The organism is Natronococcus sp. CG52, from assembly GCF_023913515.1.
In the GTDB taxonomy this organism is placed as follows: domain Archaea; phylum Halobacteriota; class Halobacteria; order Halobacteriales; family Natrialbaceae; genus Natronococcus; species Natronococcus zhouii.
The window spans coordinates 2,581,973-2,595,333 of record NZ_CP099391.1 but is presented as its reverse complement, the minus strand read 5'-3'; the positions used below and the strand labels follow the sequence as shown (position 1 = coordinate 2,595,333).

General features: G+C 62.7%; 15 protein-coding genes. 4 read left to right on the top strand and 11 right to left on the bottom strand.

Going from position 1 to position 13,361, the window contains the following annotated elements:
• Positions 1 to 57 precede the first annotated feature (57 nt).
• A complete protein-coding gene (locus NED97_RS13085; RefSeq protein ID WP_252487468.1) occupies positions 58 to 903 on the top strand; it encodes a helix-turn-helix transcriptional regulator in 846 nt (281 codons plus the stop codon).
• Positions 904 to 975: 72 nt separating this feature from the next.
• On the opposite strand, the gene NED97_RS13080 is transcribed toward NED97_RS13085, so the two are convergent.
• The 5 genes from NED97_RS13080 to NED97_RS13060 all read right to left on the bottom strand — a co-directional run bounded on the left by NED97_RS13080 (position 976) and on the right by NED97_RS13060 (position 3,977).
• Positions 976 to 1,284 (bottom strand): 2Fe-2S iron-sulfur cluster-binding protein, encoded by a 309-nt coding sequence (locus NED97_RS13080; RefSeq protein WP_252487467.1) that lies wholly within the window; start codon positions 1,282 to 1,284, stop codon positions 976 to 978.
• Positions 1,285 to 1,572 (bottom strand): hypothetical protein, encoded by a 288-nt coding sequence (locus NED97_RS13075; protein WP_252487466.1) that lies wholly within the window; start codon positions 1,570 to 1,572, stop codon positions 1,285 to 1,287.
• 1 nt (position 1,573) lies between these two features.
• Positions 1,574 to 2,626: a ribonucleotide-diphosphate reductase subunit beta gene (locus NED97_RS13070; protein ID WP_252487465.1), complete on the bottom strand. Its 1,053-nt coding sequence runs from the start codon at positions 2,624 to 2,626 to the stop codon at positions 1,574 to 1,576.
• A gap of 92 nt (positions 2,627 to 2,718) precedes the next feature.
• Positions 2,719 to 3,420, bottom strand: coding sequence for an FAD-dependent monooxygenase family protein (locus NED97_RS13065; RefSeq protein WP_252487464.1), 702 nt, complete (start codon positions 3,418 to 3,420; stop codon positions 2,719 to 2,721).
• Between the two features lie 158 nt (positions 3,421 to 3,578).
• On the bottom strand, positions 3,579 to 3,977 hold the full coding sequence (locus tag NED97_RS13060) for a hypothetical protein (RefSeq protein ID WP_252487463.1): 399 nt from the start codon (positions 3,975 to 3,977) through the stop codon (positions 3,579 to 3,581).
• A 314-nt stretch (positions 3,978 to 4,291) separates the two neighbouring features.
• Between NED97_RS13060 and NED97_RS13055 the strand changes: the two genes are divergently transcribed.
• Positions 4,292 to 5,020, top strand: a complete 729-nt coding sequence (locus tag NED97_RS13055) for an SCP2 sterol-binding domain-containing protein (RefSeq protein WP_252487462.1) — start codon at positions 4,292 to 4,294, stop codon at positions 5,018 to 5,020.
• Positions 5,021 to 5,220: 200 nt separating this feature from the next.
• On the opposite strand, the gene NED97_RS13050 is transcribed toward NED97_RS13055, so the two are convergent.
• The 4 genes from NED97_RS13050 to NED97_RS13035 all read right to left on the bottom strand — a co-directional run bounded on the left by NED97_RS13050 (position 5,221) and on the right by NED97_RS13035 (position 9,615).
• Positions 5,221 to 5,844, bottom strand: coding sequence for a hypothetical protein (locus NED97_RS13050; RefSeq protein ID WP_252487461.1), 624 nt, complete (start codon positions 5,842 to 5,844; stop codon positions 5,221 to 5,223).
• A gap of 179 nt (positions 5,845 to 6,023) precedes the next feature.
• Positions 6,024 to 7,229, bottom strand: a complete 1,206-nt coding sequence (locus tag NED97_RS13045) for an acyl-CoA dehydrogenase family protein (RefSeq protein ID WP_252487460.1) — start codon at positions 7,227 to 7,229, stop codon at positions 6,024 to 6,026.
• Between the two features lies 1 nt (position 7,230).
• Positions 7,231 to 7,803, bottom strand: coding sequence for an SCP2 sterol-binding domain-containing protein (locus tag NED97_RS13040; RefSeq protein WP_252487459.1), 573 nt, complete (start codon positions 7,801 to 7,803; stop codon positions 7,231 to 7,233).
• Between the two features lie 123 nt (positions 7,804 to 7,926).
• Complete coding sequence (locus tag NED97_RS13035; RefSeq protein ID WP_252487458.1) at positions 7,927 to 9,615, bottom strand: class I adenylate-forming enzyme family protein; 1,689 nt, start codon at positions 9,613 to 9,615, stop codon at positions 7,927 to 7,929.
• A gap of 216 nt (positions 9,616 to 9,831) precedes the next feature.
• Between NED97_RS13035 and NED97_RS13030 the strand changes: the two genes are divergently transcribed.
• A complete protein-coding gene (locus NED97_RS13030) occupies positions 9,832 to 10,608 on the top strand; it encodes an SDR family NAD(P)-dependent oxidoreductase (protein ID WP_252487457.1) in 777 nt (258 codons plus the stop codon).
• 151 nt (positions 10,609 to 10,759) lie between these two features.
• On the opposite strand, the gene NED97_RS13025 is transcribed toward NED97_RS13030, so the two are convergent.
• Both NED97_RS13025 and NED97_RS13020 read right to left on the bottom strand, forming a co-directional pair.
• Entirely contained in the window at positions 10,760 to 11,410 is a 651-nt protein-coding gene (locus NED97_RS13025) for a helix-turn-helix domain-containing protein (protein WP_252487456.1), read from the bottom strand.
• A 154-nt stretch (positions 11,411 to 11,564) separates the two neighbouring features.
• Positions 11,565 to 12,416, bottom strand: a complete 852-nt coding sequence (locus NED97_RS13020; protein WP_252487455.1) for an SAM-dependent methyltransferase — start codon at positions 12,414 to 12,416, stop codon at positions 11,565 to 11,567.
• Between the two features lie 335 nt (positions 12,417 to 12,751).
• Here NED97_RS13020 and NED97_RS13015 point away from each other — a divergent pair, with 335 nt between their 5' ends.
• Positions 12,752 to 13,360, top strand: coding sequence for a DUF6230 family protein (locus tag NED97_RS13015; protein WP_252487454.1), 609 nt, complete (start codon positions 12,752 to 12,754; stop codon positions 13,358 to 13,360).
• Position 13,361 lies beyond the last annotated feature (1 nt).

Sequence of the window (13,361 nt, the reverse complement as noted above, 5' to 3'; positions counted from 1 at the left end):
GCTCCGATATTCGCACCTCGCACGAAGAGTATTATACCGCCTATGCGAACAACTCACATGGATTCCGCGATTCGGGACATCCAGTTTCTGGCGCGGTCGGAACACCGCGTCGGGGCGCTGGAAGCGCTGTTCGACGGACGGCACGATCGGCGCGATCTACGCGCGGCGACCGGGGCGTCCGACCCCACGATCGGACGCGTCGTCCGCGACCTCGAGGACCGCTCCTGGATCGTCCGCAGCGGTCCAGCCTACGAACTCACGCCGCTGGGCGAGTACGTTACCGCTCGGTTCCTGGACCTGCGCGAGGGAATGCGAACGGGTGAAACGCTCCGCGAGGTCTGGCAGTGGCTTCCCCGAGCGATGGAGGGGTTCGCGGTCGAGTACTTCGAGGACGCCGTCGTCTCGTATCCCGGACCGAACTACCCTTACGAGCCCGTCGAACGGGTTACGCACCTGCTCGAGTCGACGGATTCCATTCGAGGGCTCGGAACGACGATCTACAAGTCGGGCAACCTCGAGGTGTTCTGTCGGCGCGTGATCGACGGAATGGAGATGGAGTACATCTACTCCCGTCCGGTCCTCCGGGCGATCGTGGACTGGAACCCCGATCTCACCGCTCGAGCGTTCGAGTGTGACAACTGCACCGTCCTGCTTCACGATTCCCTTCCGGACGACAACCGGTGCGGACTCAACGTCATGGACGACTGTATCGGCATCTGTGGTCACGATCCCGAAACAGCCCAGCTCGAAGCCGTGATCGACACGGCTTCCCCGGAGGCTCGCGAATGGGCGGAAACCGTCTACGAACAGCGTCGGAAAGAGGCACGCCCGTTCCGGGACCACGAGCTATTTACCGCTGATCGGAACTCCCGAGAGGATCCGCTCCGCGTCGAGCCACGGTAGGAACGAACTCGTCGATACTACCCGCTCGAGCGAAAACGAACGGACCTGACCGAACCCGTCGGCGACCCCGGCTCAGAGCGCGCCGAGCCCGAGCAGGTCGTCCTGGACGCGTTCGCCGACCCGAATCTCGCAGTCCGTTCGCGGGTACGAACAGCACAACAACACGTAGCCGTCGTCCTCCTGCTGCGGTGAGAGCGCCGTCCCCTCGCTCCCGTCGAGTTCGCCCTCGAGCAACTCGCCGGCACACGACGTACACATCCCGTTACGACAGGAGTGAGGAATCTCGAGACCGGCGCGCTCGGCCGCGTTCAGAACGTACTCGTCCGGCGCGACCGCGACGGTCTCCGTCCTCTCCTCGAAGTGGAGCGTGACGTCGTACATCTATATTCGCTGACGGAGTTTGTACAGATCCAGCGCCTCCAGTCGCGGGTCACCGGTGCCGACCTCGTCGTGCTCTAGGCTGGTTCCGCTGATACTCTCGTTGAACGACGTGCTGACGCCCTCGTCTTCGAACGTCGAATCCATGATGTAGGCGACGTTCTCCCGAACCTCCTCGAAGCTCTGGTCGAGTTCGTCGGCGGCCTCCTCGATCGCCTCGATCACGTCTTCCTCCGACGCGGTGAACTCGGCACCGCGCGATAGCTCCTCGAGTTCAGTGACATCCGTCATGTTATCGGCCTCCGTCGGCCGCGACGTCGCGTTTGCGCTGATAGACCTCCCGGTACTCTCGGACCTCCTCGTCGATATCCTTCTCGAGGCACTCCTGATGACGGTCGGCGACGAGGCCGACGACCTTGCGGTGGTCGATGTCGAGGTCGAGCGCTTCGTTGAACTGGCCGTCGATGAGGTGGCCCACCCGCATCAGGAGGTCGTCGAAGCTGATCTCGAGGGGGTCGTCGACGGCGTCCGTGAACATGTAGCCGAAGTCCGCGACCGATGGCACGTTCTCGTAGAGCACGTTCTCGATGGCCCGGCTGACGCCCTGGAACTCGGGTTCGCCGGCGCGTTCCTTCTCGATGAGCTCGCCCAGCGCCTCGACGCCGTGGGTCATGTGCCGTCCCTCGTCGGTGCTGATGAACTTGAACCCGTGATTCAACAGCGGCAGCGGGGCGTTCCGCGAGAGCTTGTTGATCGAGTAGAAGCCGCCGCGGGCGAGCAGTCCCTCGACGATCATGTGGTACACCGTCAGCGCCTCGGCGATGTCGACGGGATCCTGCGAGTGGGCGGCTCGCGCGGTCAACTGGCCCTGCCGGTCGAAGATTTCGCCGAGACCGGTCGCCTGCACGATCGGGATCCGTGCGCCGCCCCGCTTCGGATTCAGATCCGCGAACACGTCCTGTTCACCCATCACCTCGTGCGTGTAGACGTCGAGGAACTGCGTGTGTTTGTGCTCGGTCAGCGTGAACATCGTCATGTACATCTCCATCTCCTCGTTGTCGTCGAAACACGGCGCACCCACGATGCGCTGGAGGTGATGGCTCGCGTCCTCTCCGACCGCGAACTCGCCGTCGAGAAAGCCCGACACGAGGTACCGAATCTGTTTTTGCTCGACGGGGTCGAGCGACTCCCAGATCTCGCGGTCCTCCTCGAAGCCGACTTCCTCGAACAATTTCTCGACGTTCCACGTCCCGAGTTCGACCCCCTTCTGAAAGAGGTCGTACCACTTGCTCGAGGTATCGATCCGTTCCGCCCGAAATCCGGGTGTTGTGGTAACTTGTGGCACAGGAATAATTAACCGGTTCTAGCAATGAGACTATCCGCTCGGATAACCGGTTATTGAAGTTAAGGCGGCCGCCGTCTCGTCGCGACGCGGTCTCAGAACAGGTACCTCGCGTCAGTTTCGCCGGCGACGTCGCCCATCGCCGCCGCGGCGTCCCCGTAGTGGAGAACGCGCGTCACGCTCCCCTCGAGTCCCATCTCGTTGGACATCACCGATTCGATGACGTCGGCGCCCTCGACGAGGTCCGTCCACGTCTCGTAGGGTGCCTCGAGTTCGAACCCCGGATCGCACGCCGCCGGATCTTCGACGAGGTCCGCCCGCCGACAGGTGCCGTCTTCCAGTTCGAGGTAGGCGTGGACCGTCGCACCGTCGACGTACGTCTCCAGCTGTTCGAGCAGCGAGTCGAGATCACCCCGGATCAGCTCCTCGAGCTCCGGCCAGACGACGTTCGGTACGTCGGCGAGGGCCACGTCCGCGAGCGCCCGCCGGAACCGTTCCGGCCCGTCGTCGCCCTCGACGGACTCGAGTCGCTCGTCGAAGGCCGGCGTCGCCGTCTCCCGCAGGCGATCGAACTCGTCGTCGGGAAGCGCGTCGAGCCGGTCGTACAGGTCGGCGGTCAACTCGTCGGGGAGGTCCTCGAAGGTCGTCTCCTCGAGGGGCAGTCGCGTCAGGACGAAGAGGAAGTCCCCGTTGAAATCCACGCCCCAGCCGTCGCTCTCGGCGGCGTAGGCGTCGTCCTCGTTGAGGTTGGCGCGGTACTCCTCGAGCCACTCTCCGGACGGAAACCAGTCTGTCATACGTCGAACGACCGGGTTCGGCGGCTTTAGCGTTCGTCCCCGGATACGAGGCGGTATTTGTGATCGAATTACGCGGCGGGCGATCGGTCGAAGCGATCACGCGGGCGGTCGCTCGCCGCAATCCACGGAAAATACCGGGTGGGACAGCGGATATCGAATCACTCGGCTTCGATGATCTCGGGCCACTCGCCCGCGAACTCCGCGTCGATCGACGAGGACGGTGCCGTCAGTCGAACGGCGGAGTCGGAGCACCGCAGAATCGTCTGCATATCGCCGTCGAGTTCGAAGTCGCCGTCCGTCGGGCCGTCGATGATTTCGAGTTCACCTTCCGGCAGCGACTTCCCCGTCTCCGCGGTCGCGAAGAGTAGGAAGCCGTACTCGGCCTCTTCGGGGCCTTCGAGGCGCCGTGCGCCCGTCCACTTGCCGCCTTCGAGTCCGAGATACGCGTAACCGGTGGACCCCGTCTCGTCGTCCTCGATGACGTACGTGTCGAATTCGTCCTGCAGGTACCTCGGCATCGTGCGAAAACCCATCTCGTCGGTGGGAATCCGAGTCATCTCGAAGACGAAGTCGCCGTCGAATCCGACGCCCTAGCCGTCGCTCGCGATCCGATACGCTTCGTCGTCGTTGATCTCGTCTTCGTCTCCGCGAGCCACGCCTGACTCGGAAAGATCGGCGGATCCGGATCGTCGTTCACGTCGACCGTACACCGGGATAATCAGCGACTGGAGCATGGGCGTTCTCGCAGGGATTCGAGGTTCTTTAACGCGGTAGACCGCCATAAACACCCTCGGATGACCGGAGAAATCGCAACGGGTGTTCACAATGAGCACAGAGTTATATCGGGTCGACAGCGATCCGATCACCACCCATGAGTACGCACCAACTCCGACCGATCGAACAGTATTTCCCGACCGAACCGTGGCTCGAGGAGTATCGAGCGGCGATCAACGAGAGCGACGAGTACGCCGAGAGCTCGGCCGGCTGGGGTGTCGACTTCGACGGCTCGTTCATCTTCCAGATCGAAGACGTCCCGATCGAGACCAGTACGCTCACCGACCTCCCGCCGGAGATCGCCGACGCAACCGACGACGAACTCTCGGCGCTTTCCGACGACCGGATCGAAGCGCTCCTCGAGGACGCCCCGCCGGCGGTCCGGGAGCGCGTCGAGGACCGCGAGGGATCGCACCAGGACCGACTCGCCGCGGAGCTGCTGGAGACGACGATGGCGGAGCTCCCCGATCGAATCTGGCCGGAACTCCGAGCGGAACTACCTGACCTCCTCGACGAGCTGATCGCACAGCTCGAGGAGAACATGGCCGACGACGGCACCATCTACGCGTATCTGGATCTCTACGACGGCGACTGTCGAACGATTGCCACGATCACCGATCTCGACGAGCGGGAGTACGGGTTCCGTCTCGCCGGCGAGTACGAGAAGTGGACGAAGCTCGTCCGCGGCGAGGGCGACGTCATCAACATGCTCATGTCCGGCGAGTTAGAACTCGACGGCGACATGCAGAAGATCCTGCAGTACTCCGACGCGGCGGTCGATCTGGCGGAAATCTCCGCCGACGTCGAGTCCCGGTTCATCTTCTGAATTCGGTTCCGGAGGGCGGGCTGTCAACCGGCGGGCGACGACTCGTCGCCGATTTCGGCGGTGTTCGCTCGGGGTTACTGCCTGCTCCGCTGGCTGTCGTCGTCGTCTCGAGCAAGCACAGTCACTGGACGCGCCGCGGTCTGTCGTGCTGCCGACGAGACGAGTCGTTCACTACAGTGCTTCGCGCGAACGGGAGGCCGCTAGTACTCGAGGATCAGTCCGTACACCAGTCCGAGCGTCCCGCCGTACAGCGTCCACGCGAGGACGCCGAAGAGGCCATCGCCCGTAAGGTTAGGGACGGGCATCGGCACACCCATCACGAACGTCAGCCACGCGGGCATCAGGAACAGGGAAAAGAGTACGCCCACGGCGACCCCGTACCCGTTGCCGAGGCCGAGGGTAGTCGTCGTGAGCGCGGACCGCTGGAGTAGCGGCACGAGGAGTTTCCGGAGATAGTCGTTACGACTCGAGAGCATCATCACCTTCTGGACGAACGAGTCGATCGAACTCGAGATGAACGCGCTAAACGGCAGCGCGAACAGCGCACCCAGAACGAGCATCGTGATCCAGCCGCCGTCGAGCGTCGGAGCGCCGAAGACCGCACCGATTTGCCTGATGGCGTCGGTATCGTGTAACTGGAGTACCAACGCCGCCTGAAACCCGCCGGCGAGTCCACCCGCGAGGGCGGCTTCGATCTCCCGAACGTCGACCTCGAGAGCGTTGACTTTTCCGGAGAGGGGTGTCACCGCGGCGCGAAACGGTGACTTGTCGGCCTCTGTGCTGGAACTGCCGTCGGCGCCGGTGGTGGTATCGGCGTCTGCCATGATCGATCATCTGTATCGTTTACCGGTAACGTGCCTCAGTGTTGTTCCGCGTATCCGCGGTTATTTATTGGAGCTGCGTCGTAATTCGAGCGGATACACCGCGATACCGTCGGGTTTCGTGCACCAGCACGCCGGCACGTCGTCCGCGAGGGAAAACGAGCTTCGAGCGAGCCGATGAGTCAGTAGGCGCTCATGTCGGTCAGTTCCTTCCCGACGATGAGCTTCTGGATCTCGGTCGTCCCGTCCGGGATCGTCATCACCCGCGCGTCGCGGTAGTACCGTTCCATGCGATTCTCGAGGTCGAGCCCGGCGGCGCCGAGCACCTGCAGTGCGTCGCTCGTCGCCTCGATCGAGCGCTCGCAGGCGTATCCCTTCGCGAGCGACGAGAGCAGCCGCGCGTCGGGATCACCGTCGACGAGGGCTTCCGCGGCACTGCGCGAGAGCCCCCGCGAGGCCTCGATCGCCGCCCGGACGTCGTAGAGTTTCTCCTGGACCAGCTGGTGCTGACCGATCGGCTCGCCGAACGTTTCGCGCTCCTGGGCGTAGGCCAGCGCGTCGTCGAACGCGGCCTGCATGATCCCGACGGCCATGAACGCCATCCCCGTTCGCATGAACGAGAACATGACGTTGAGCGGTTTGTGCTCGAAGAAGAGCTGGCTGACGCTCTCGGGAAACGGCACGATCTCCGAGATGCCGTGGCCGTCGGCGATGGCGTCGCCGAAGATGGTCGAAAACCGGTTCTCGACCGGGATCCGGACGTCGTCGAAGATCATCCGCCCGTTCGGGACGCCCTTCCAGCCCAACTTGTTCATCTCCTCGGTCTCGAAGGAGGCGTTCGCGCGATCGACGAGGAACATATCTTGCGCCCCCTCGGACGCGTCGCGGGCGATGACGAGCGCGACGTCGGCGATCTGTGCGTTGCCGACCCAGACCTTCTCGCCGTTCAGCACGAACTCCTCGCCGTCCTTACGCGCGACGGTGTTCGGGTGGGCCGTGTCGGAGCCCCCCTCGGGTTCGGTCACCGCGAGGCAGCCGATACACCGGTTCTCCTCGAGTTTCGGCAGCATCGCCTGCTGCGTCTCGTCGGCGGCGAACCGGACGAACAGCGCCGGGAACGACATCTGCAGGGCGACGTTCAGGCTCGGCCACACGCGGCTGATCTCCTCGGAGGCGATAACGAACCGCCAGACGTCGCCGAAGTACCGGTGGACCGTATCCGGAGTGAAGCCGATTCCGAGTTCCTGCAGGTCGTCGAGGTAGCCGACCAGGTCGTCGCGCGTCATCGGCCCGTTGCGGTCCTTCTCGTCGACGATCGGTTCGATCTCGGCGTCGAGGTAGTCCCGGAGATCGTCGCGAAACGCCGTCTGGTCGTCGGTCAGACGCATCCTATGACTCCGCGGGAACTTTCTCGGACAGCGAGTTCATGATCGGTGCGAGGCGAGTTCCCTTGTGGACCGGTCCGTCCATCTGGTATTTCTGCTGCATGAACCCCTGGATCGGGTCGACGCTGCCGACGATGAGACCGACCAGCGTGTCCGCCGGGCCGGTGATCTCGAGCATTGCGTCGTCGAGCCGGCCCGACCCGCCGTGCATCGTCTGCTCCTCGCTATCGACTTCGAGATGGCCCTCCATCGGGCAGTCCTCGGCCTCGAAGTTGACGGTGATGTCGTCGTCGATGTTCTCCTGCACGTCCGGCGACTCCTCGACGAGGACGTTCATACCGGCCCAGAGCAGTTCCTGGAACTGGTCGGCGGTCTCGGGGTTGTCGGAGACGAACGACGCGATGTCCATCGTCTCCATGCGCTGGACGACGCGACCGAACGTCTCGGGATACTCGCGAACGAGTTCCTCGGTGCGTCCCTCCATCTGCTCGAGCAGCGCCGGCAGTTCGTCCTCGAGTTCGTCGTCGGATTTGTCGAGCGATTCGTCGATGTCCTGAATGAGTTCGTCGTCCGTCATGACTGTCGGTTCGGGCTCACCCGGTGGGTGAATCCCGCCGTCAGTGGATACCGGATACACGTCGAACAGTTTGATCCGTGGAATAAGCGGAGCTTTATATTCCGGCCGGCGATCTCGGGCGCGTCACCCGGCGTCCGTACCGGCCGTCGCCCGGTCCCGCAGCGACTTCTTGTCTGTCTTTCCGATGTCGGTCAGCGGGATCCGCTCGACGAACACCACTTCCGAGGGGATCGCCTGTTTCGGCACCTTCCCCTCGAGGTGGTCGGTCACCTCCCGTTCGGTCAGCTCGACGTCCGCGTTCGGATCCGCTTCGATGTAGATCCGGACCCGCTCGCTGCCCGGTCGCTCGGGATCGGGGACGCCGATCGTTGCGGGCCGCTTGACGCCCTCGAGGGCGTGCAAGACCTCGTCAACCTCTTCGGAGTACACCTTCAGCCCCGACACGTTGATCATGTTCTTGACGCGATCGACGACGTAAAACCGCCCCTTGGAATCGATTTTCGCGACGTCGCCGGTCGCGACGTATCCCTCGTCGTCGAAGGGATCTTTTTCCTCGTCGAGGTAGCCTTTCATCCGCTGGGGGCCGTCGACCAACATCTCGCCCTCGAGTCCCTCCTCGGCGGCGCGCTCGAGCGGAATCTCCTCGCCGGTATCGACGTCGCGGAGTCTCACGTCCGTGTCGGGAACCGGGATCCCGACGGTCGGATGGTCCAGCCCGTCGTCGGTCCCTCCACCGGCGAGGAGGTCGTGGAGACCGTGGATGTCGAAGTGAGTGATCGGCGACATCTCCGAGAGCCCGTACCCCTGGGAGACGCCGCCGGCCTCGCGCGCGAACTCGGACTTCGTCTCGTTGGCGAGCGGTGCGGAGCCGGAGATCCCGATGACTTCCGACTCGAACGTCTCGTCGACGAGTTCCATGAACTGGGTCGGCACCCCGAGCATGATGAGCGGTTCGTGGCGCTCGACCAGATCGCTCACGTGCGAGGTGTCGCGCGCGTCGGGGACGATCAGCACGTCGAGAGCGAGTTCGAGCAGGGTATTCGTAATCGAGTAGCCGTACGCGTGGTACATCGGCAGCGCCATCACCGCGGCCTCGCTCCCGCGCATCATCTGGGCCATCCGCGACTGCGCGGCGACGCCCTGGAGCGCGTTCGCGACGAGGTTCCGGTGCGTGAGTCGACAGCCTTTCGGCAGCCCGGTCGTGCCCCCGGTGAACAACAGCGTGTGGACGTCCGACTCGACGTCGAACTCGAGGACCGGCGGATCGGGCTTCGTCGTCGCGATGACGTCCGTTATCCACTCGACGCCGGGTATCTCCTCGCGGTCGGCCGGCGGATCGTCCGAGTAGTCGGAAAGCGACGTGAGGATCACGTTCTCGAGGGCCAGTTCGTCCCGTAACGAGAGGATGAGCTCCCGGTGTTCGTCGTGTCCGATCAGCACCTCGGGATCGCCCTGCTCGAGGCGGTAGACCAGATCGTTTTCGGCGTCGAGAAAGTCGTTCGGGATGTGGACGCCGCCGGCCCGCGAGATGGCGTTCGTGGCGACGACGAACTGCGCGGACGTCGGGAGGATCGTCGCGACCCGGCTTCCCTTCTCCACGCCGCGCTCGCACAGTGCGGTCGCCAGCCGCTCGACGTCCTCGCGGAGGCCGGGATAGGTGAATCGCTCCCCTAACTGGACGATCCCCCGGTCCGGGTGTTCGTCCGCGGCGTCGTACAGGAGGTGATGGACCGGTTCATCCGGATACGGCTCGAGCGTTTCGGGGATTCCGAACCGTTCGTACTCCGTCGACCAGAGCGTCTCGTTTGACATTCGTTCACGTTACTACCACTGGTTCGCTAAAGCGTACTCACTGGTATCCGAGGGGGTTGAAGGACGATTTCGACGGCCTGGGCCCGACGGAGCGCCGACGAGTCGGTCCCGGACGAGCGGCGGTCGACGGGGCCGTCGGATCGTGACGAGAAACGTGATAAACAGCCTGCGATTCGGCGAGCAATCGCCTTCCTCGTCGCCGCTATTGCTCGAGGTATGAACTTCGGACTTGACGACAAGACCGCGCTCGTCACGGGGGCGGGCGGTCGTATCGGAAGCGTCGACTGCGAGGTACTCGCCGAGGAAGGTGCCGAGATCGTCGCACTCGACGTCGACGTCGACGCCGCGGAGACGGTCGTCGGCGACATCGAGGACGCGGGCGGGACGGGCTACGCAATCGAGTGCGATCTGACCGATCGCGACGCGGTCGCGGAGACGGTATCGGCCGTCGAGGAGGACGTCGATGGTATCGACATCTTGATCAATAACGCCGGGCTGGTCGACGCTCGCGACAAGATCGAAGACTTCGAGGACGAGGTCTGGGATCGCGACCTGCAGGTCAACCTGACGGGCACCTACAACGTCACTCGCGCGGTCTACCCCGGCATGAAAGAACGCGAGTGGGGTCGGATCATCAATATGTCGTCGATGGCCGGCTGGCAAGGCGGCTTCGGACAGCTGTCGTACAGCGCGACGAAGGCAGCCCTGATCGGGTTCGGCAAGACGATCGCCCTCGAGGGCGCCCAACACGGCATCACGAGTAACGTCGTCACACCGAGTATCGTCGTCGGGGCGCTCGCGGATCTGCCGATCGAACAGCTAGAGCAGGTCGACGAACACTTCGCCCGGATCGCCAAGGCGACACCGATGCGACGGCTCGGACGGGAAGAAGACGTCGCGAACCTGATCGCGTACCTCTGTTCCGAACAGGCTACCTACATCACGGGCCAAGTCGTCGGCGTCACCGGCGGCGTCGACCTCTTCAGCTTCTAACCGATCGCGGTCGACGATTCGGGTCGTCGGACAGAATCGGTACCTCCCGGTAGCCGTCCCAGAACTCGAGGTATACCTGCGAGACACGTAATCTTCCGATCGCCGCTGGTCTATCGCAGCCTCCGTTCGTACGCGTAGACGCGATCGATCGTCACGGAACGATCTGCGTGAGAATCTTCGCCTCGATCTTTCGCAGATGGCCGCCGACCGTTCCGCCGGTACAGCCGAGGTCCGCGCCGATCTCTTCGTGAGTCACATTTCGGGGTACGTCGTAGTATCCCAGATCGACGGCAGTCCGGAGGATTTCCTGTTGTCGCTCCGTGAGCTGGGAGAACAGGCGGTCCGTGTTCGGCTCGTAAGTACCCGTCTTGAGGAGTTTGAGTCGGATCCCGTCAGGAACGTCGGGGAGGGCCTTCTGGAAGCTCCCGACATCGCCGATCACCGTCACGCGGAGTCCGCCCCGTCGTGTGTACTCGAGCGGCGTATCGAAGATGAACTCGAACTTCCGGATCACGCTCAACAGCTGAACGAGCCGTTCGTCGGCCTTGATGTGGATGTACGCGTGAATCTCGTCGCCGGCACCCGAGAGCTGGTACTTGTAGACCATCGCCGATTCGTCCAGGATCGACTCGAGCGCGTCTCTGTCGCCCGAGAGTTGATAGAGTGTAACGATCGATTCGTTCGCGAGCAGGTTGACATTGTGCAGGAGTTCCCGCGTGACGTCGGGATTCTCCGCAATCTGCCGATCGACCGGATGCAATCCCTCGCCGTCAGGAATGATAATACATTTTGCGTATCTCATCTTACGACGGTCTCATCGTTGTGAACGTACTTCTCGGTAACGTTTGTCACATCCACTACGGAAGGAAACGAAAAATAGATCCCCCTACCTGGAACGGAAACGACAACGCTTCGGTCGGCGCTGATACTCGGCACCGTCTCTCGTATTGCCGCCCTCATTCCGGGAGTTCGGCGGTGAAGTCGCCGTGGACGGCAATTCCGCGCTCGATGATGTCGCGCTGGTGGTAGAGCGTTATCCCCTGGTCGACCGACGACTCGTTCTTGATCCCGAGCGTAGACGCGATCTTGAGAAGGGGCGTGACGCCGAACGAAAGCCACCACTGGCGGCGGGAGGACGGAACGATCCGATCGTAGTGGTCGTCGAACGTCACGTCCGTGAATCCGAGGGTCTCGAGCATCTCTCGAAACTCACTGATGTGGGCGAGCTCCGGGACGGCCCAGCCGTCGAGGACCGTTCGCATCTTCTCCGCTTCGGGATCCGTCAGTTCTGTCCGACTCATATATCCGTCGGCGATCATGAGGCGACCGCCGGGTTTGAGAACGCGGTGGATCTCCTCGAGGACGCGGCCTTTCCGTTCGGAGTGACAGACCGTTTCGATCCCCGAGACCGCGTCGAACGTCTCGTCGGGATACGGGATATCGTGGTAGTCGCCGACGTCGAACTCGGTGTGCTTCGAAACGCCGCGTTTGCGCGCGTTGTCTCTCGCTTCCGCTACGTGACGGTGGTCGATGTCGATTCCGTGGACGTCGGCGCCGTATTCGGCCGCGATGTGAGTCGGGAGCCCGCCGCGTCCGGTCCCGATGTCTAGGACCGTGTCCGTCTCGTCGACGTCGAGCTTGTCGGCATAGACCTTATTCGAGTTCTCCATGGCTTCCTGATGGGTCGAATGCTCGTCGTCGTAGAACCCGTAATGAAGGTTGAGATCGCTCCAGAAGAAGCGGTACTCCCACGCGGTGTCGTTGTAGAAGTCGACAATTTCGTCCTCGGCGAACGATTTCGATTGCATGCTCCCATACGCACGGTTCAATCACGATAGTTGTTCTTCCGCGTATCCACGACGGTTTATGTCGCGGACGGTGAGTCGTGCCGGTACAGATCTCCACACTACTGACAAAAATAGAGAAAGTAACTCGAAGTACACTAATCAAATATATTTAATATAACTGGTTTGTATAAAAACAACCCCGTATTCAAGGAGGAAAGATCATGCAAAACCGTGGTAGGTGTGTACCTGTGACATGAGAGATAACTCAGTTCACCAACCGAGTCGGAAACGGAGTTGTACCGCCACGGCCGGAAGAGGTCGAGTCTGTGAGAATAACCCTCGGTAGGAGTGATACGATGTACAATACGAAGCGATTACTGACGGGAACGGGCGCATCGTTTCTGATGGTCGCGTTAGTCGGCCTCATCGTCGTGTCGTCAGGGACCGCGTACGCCGCACCGCTTGCCGGCGCTGGCGGCTTCACCGTCGAAGCCGAGGAGATCAGATCCGAGGAGTTCCTCCTCTACCCGGGGGCGGGGGAGAGTAACGAGGGCACGACGCCGGTCGTCGTCGTCGAACAGCGAGGCGTCGAAATCGACGAAATGGTGCTGACGAGAGAACAGCCCGTCGACGCACTACCCGGGCTCAGCGGCTCCATGGTGATCGAGTTCACCGCCGACGAGACGGTCGAGGCCGATGAACAGTACCTCAAGATGACCGGACAGAGCGCAGAGGAGGCGACGTTCAACGGACAGGTCATCAACGCCCAGCAGAGCGACGATCCGAACGAGCAGTTCCAACAGACGGCCGGTGAGAACGCCGAGCCCGAAAAGGGACAACTGACCGACATCGAAGGTGAAGGTCCCGGCATGGTACAAGAGGACGCAGAGATCGAGATGGTGTATCTGGCCTCTAACGAGATCACTCTCCCCGGTCTCGACGTCAACGTGTCCTACGAGGAGTGAT

Bases quoted from the DNA above. Each gene is read 5' to 3' on its own strand.
- NED97_RS13085 (WP_252487468.1), top strand. From the start codon at position 58: ATGGATTCCGCGATTCGGGACATCCAGTTTCTGGCGCGGTCGGAACAC.
- NED97_RS13080 (WP_252487467.1), bottom strand. From the start codon at position 1,284: ATGTACGACGTCACGCTCCACTTCGAGGAGAGGACGGAGACCGTCGCG.
- NED97_RS13075 (WP_252487466.1), bottom strand. From the start codon at position 1,572: ATGACGGATGTCACTGAACTCGAGGAGCTATCGCGCGGTGCCGAGTTC.
- NED97_RS13065 (WP_252487464.1), bottom strand. From the start codon at position 3,420: ATGACAGACTGGTTTCCGTCCGGAGAGTGGCTCGAGGAGTACCGCGCC.
- NED97_RS13060 (WP_252487463.1), bottom strand. From the start codon at position 3,977: ATGACTCGGATTCCCACCGACGAGATGGGTTTTCGCACGATGCCGAGG.
- NED97_RS13055 (WP_252487462.1), top strand. From the start codon at position 4,292: ATGAGTACGCACCAACTCCGACCGATCGAACAGTATTTCCCGACCGAA.
- NED97_RS13050 (WP_252487461.1), bottom strand. From the start codon at position 5,844: ATGGCAGACGCCGATACCACCACCGGCGCCGACGGCAGTTCCAGCACA.
- NED97_RS13045 (WP_252487460.1), bottom strand. From the start codon at position 7,229: ATGCGTCTGACCGACGACCAGACGGCGTTTCGCGACGATCTCCGGGAC.
- NED97_RS13040 (WP_252487459.1), bottom strand. From the start codon at position 7,803: ATGACGGACGACGAACTCATTCAGGACATCGACGAATCGCTCGACAAA.
- NED97_RS13035 (WP_252487458.1), bottom strand. From the start codon at position 9,615: ATGTCAAACGAGACGCTCTGGTCGACGGAGTACGAACGGTTCGGAATC.
- NED97_RS13030 (WP_252487457.1), top strand. From the start codon at position 9,832: ATGAACTTCGGACTTGACGACAAGACCGCGCTCGTCACGGGGGCGGGC.
- NED97_RS13025 (WP_252487456.1), bottom strand. From the start codon at position 11,410: ATGAGATACGCAAAATGTATTATCATTCCTGACGGCGAGGGATTGCAT.
- NED97_RS13020 (WP_252487455.1), bottom strand. From the start codon at position 12,416: ATGCAATCGAAATCGTTCGCCGAGGACGAAATTGTCGACTTCTACAAC.
- NED97_RS13015 (WP_252487454.1), top strand. From the start codon at position 12,752: ATGTACAATACGAAGCGATTACTGACGGGAACGGGCGCATCGTTTCTG.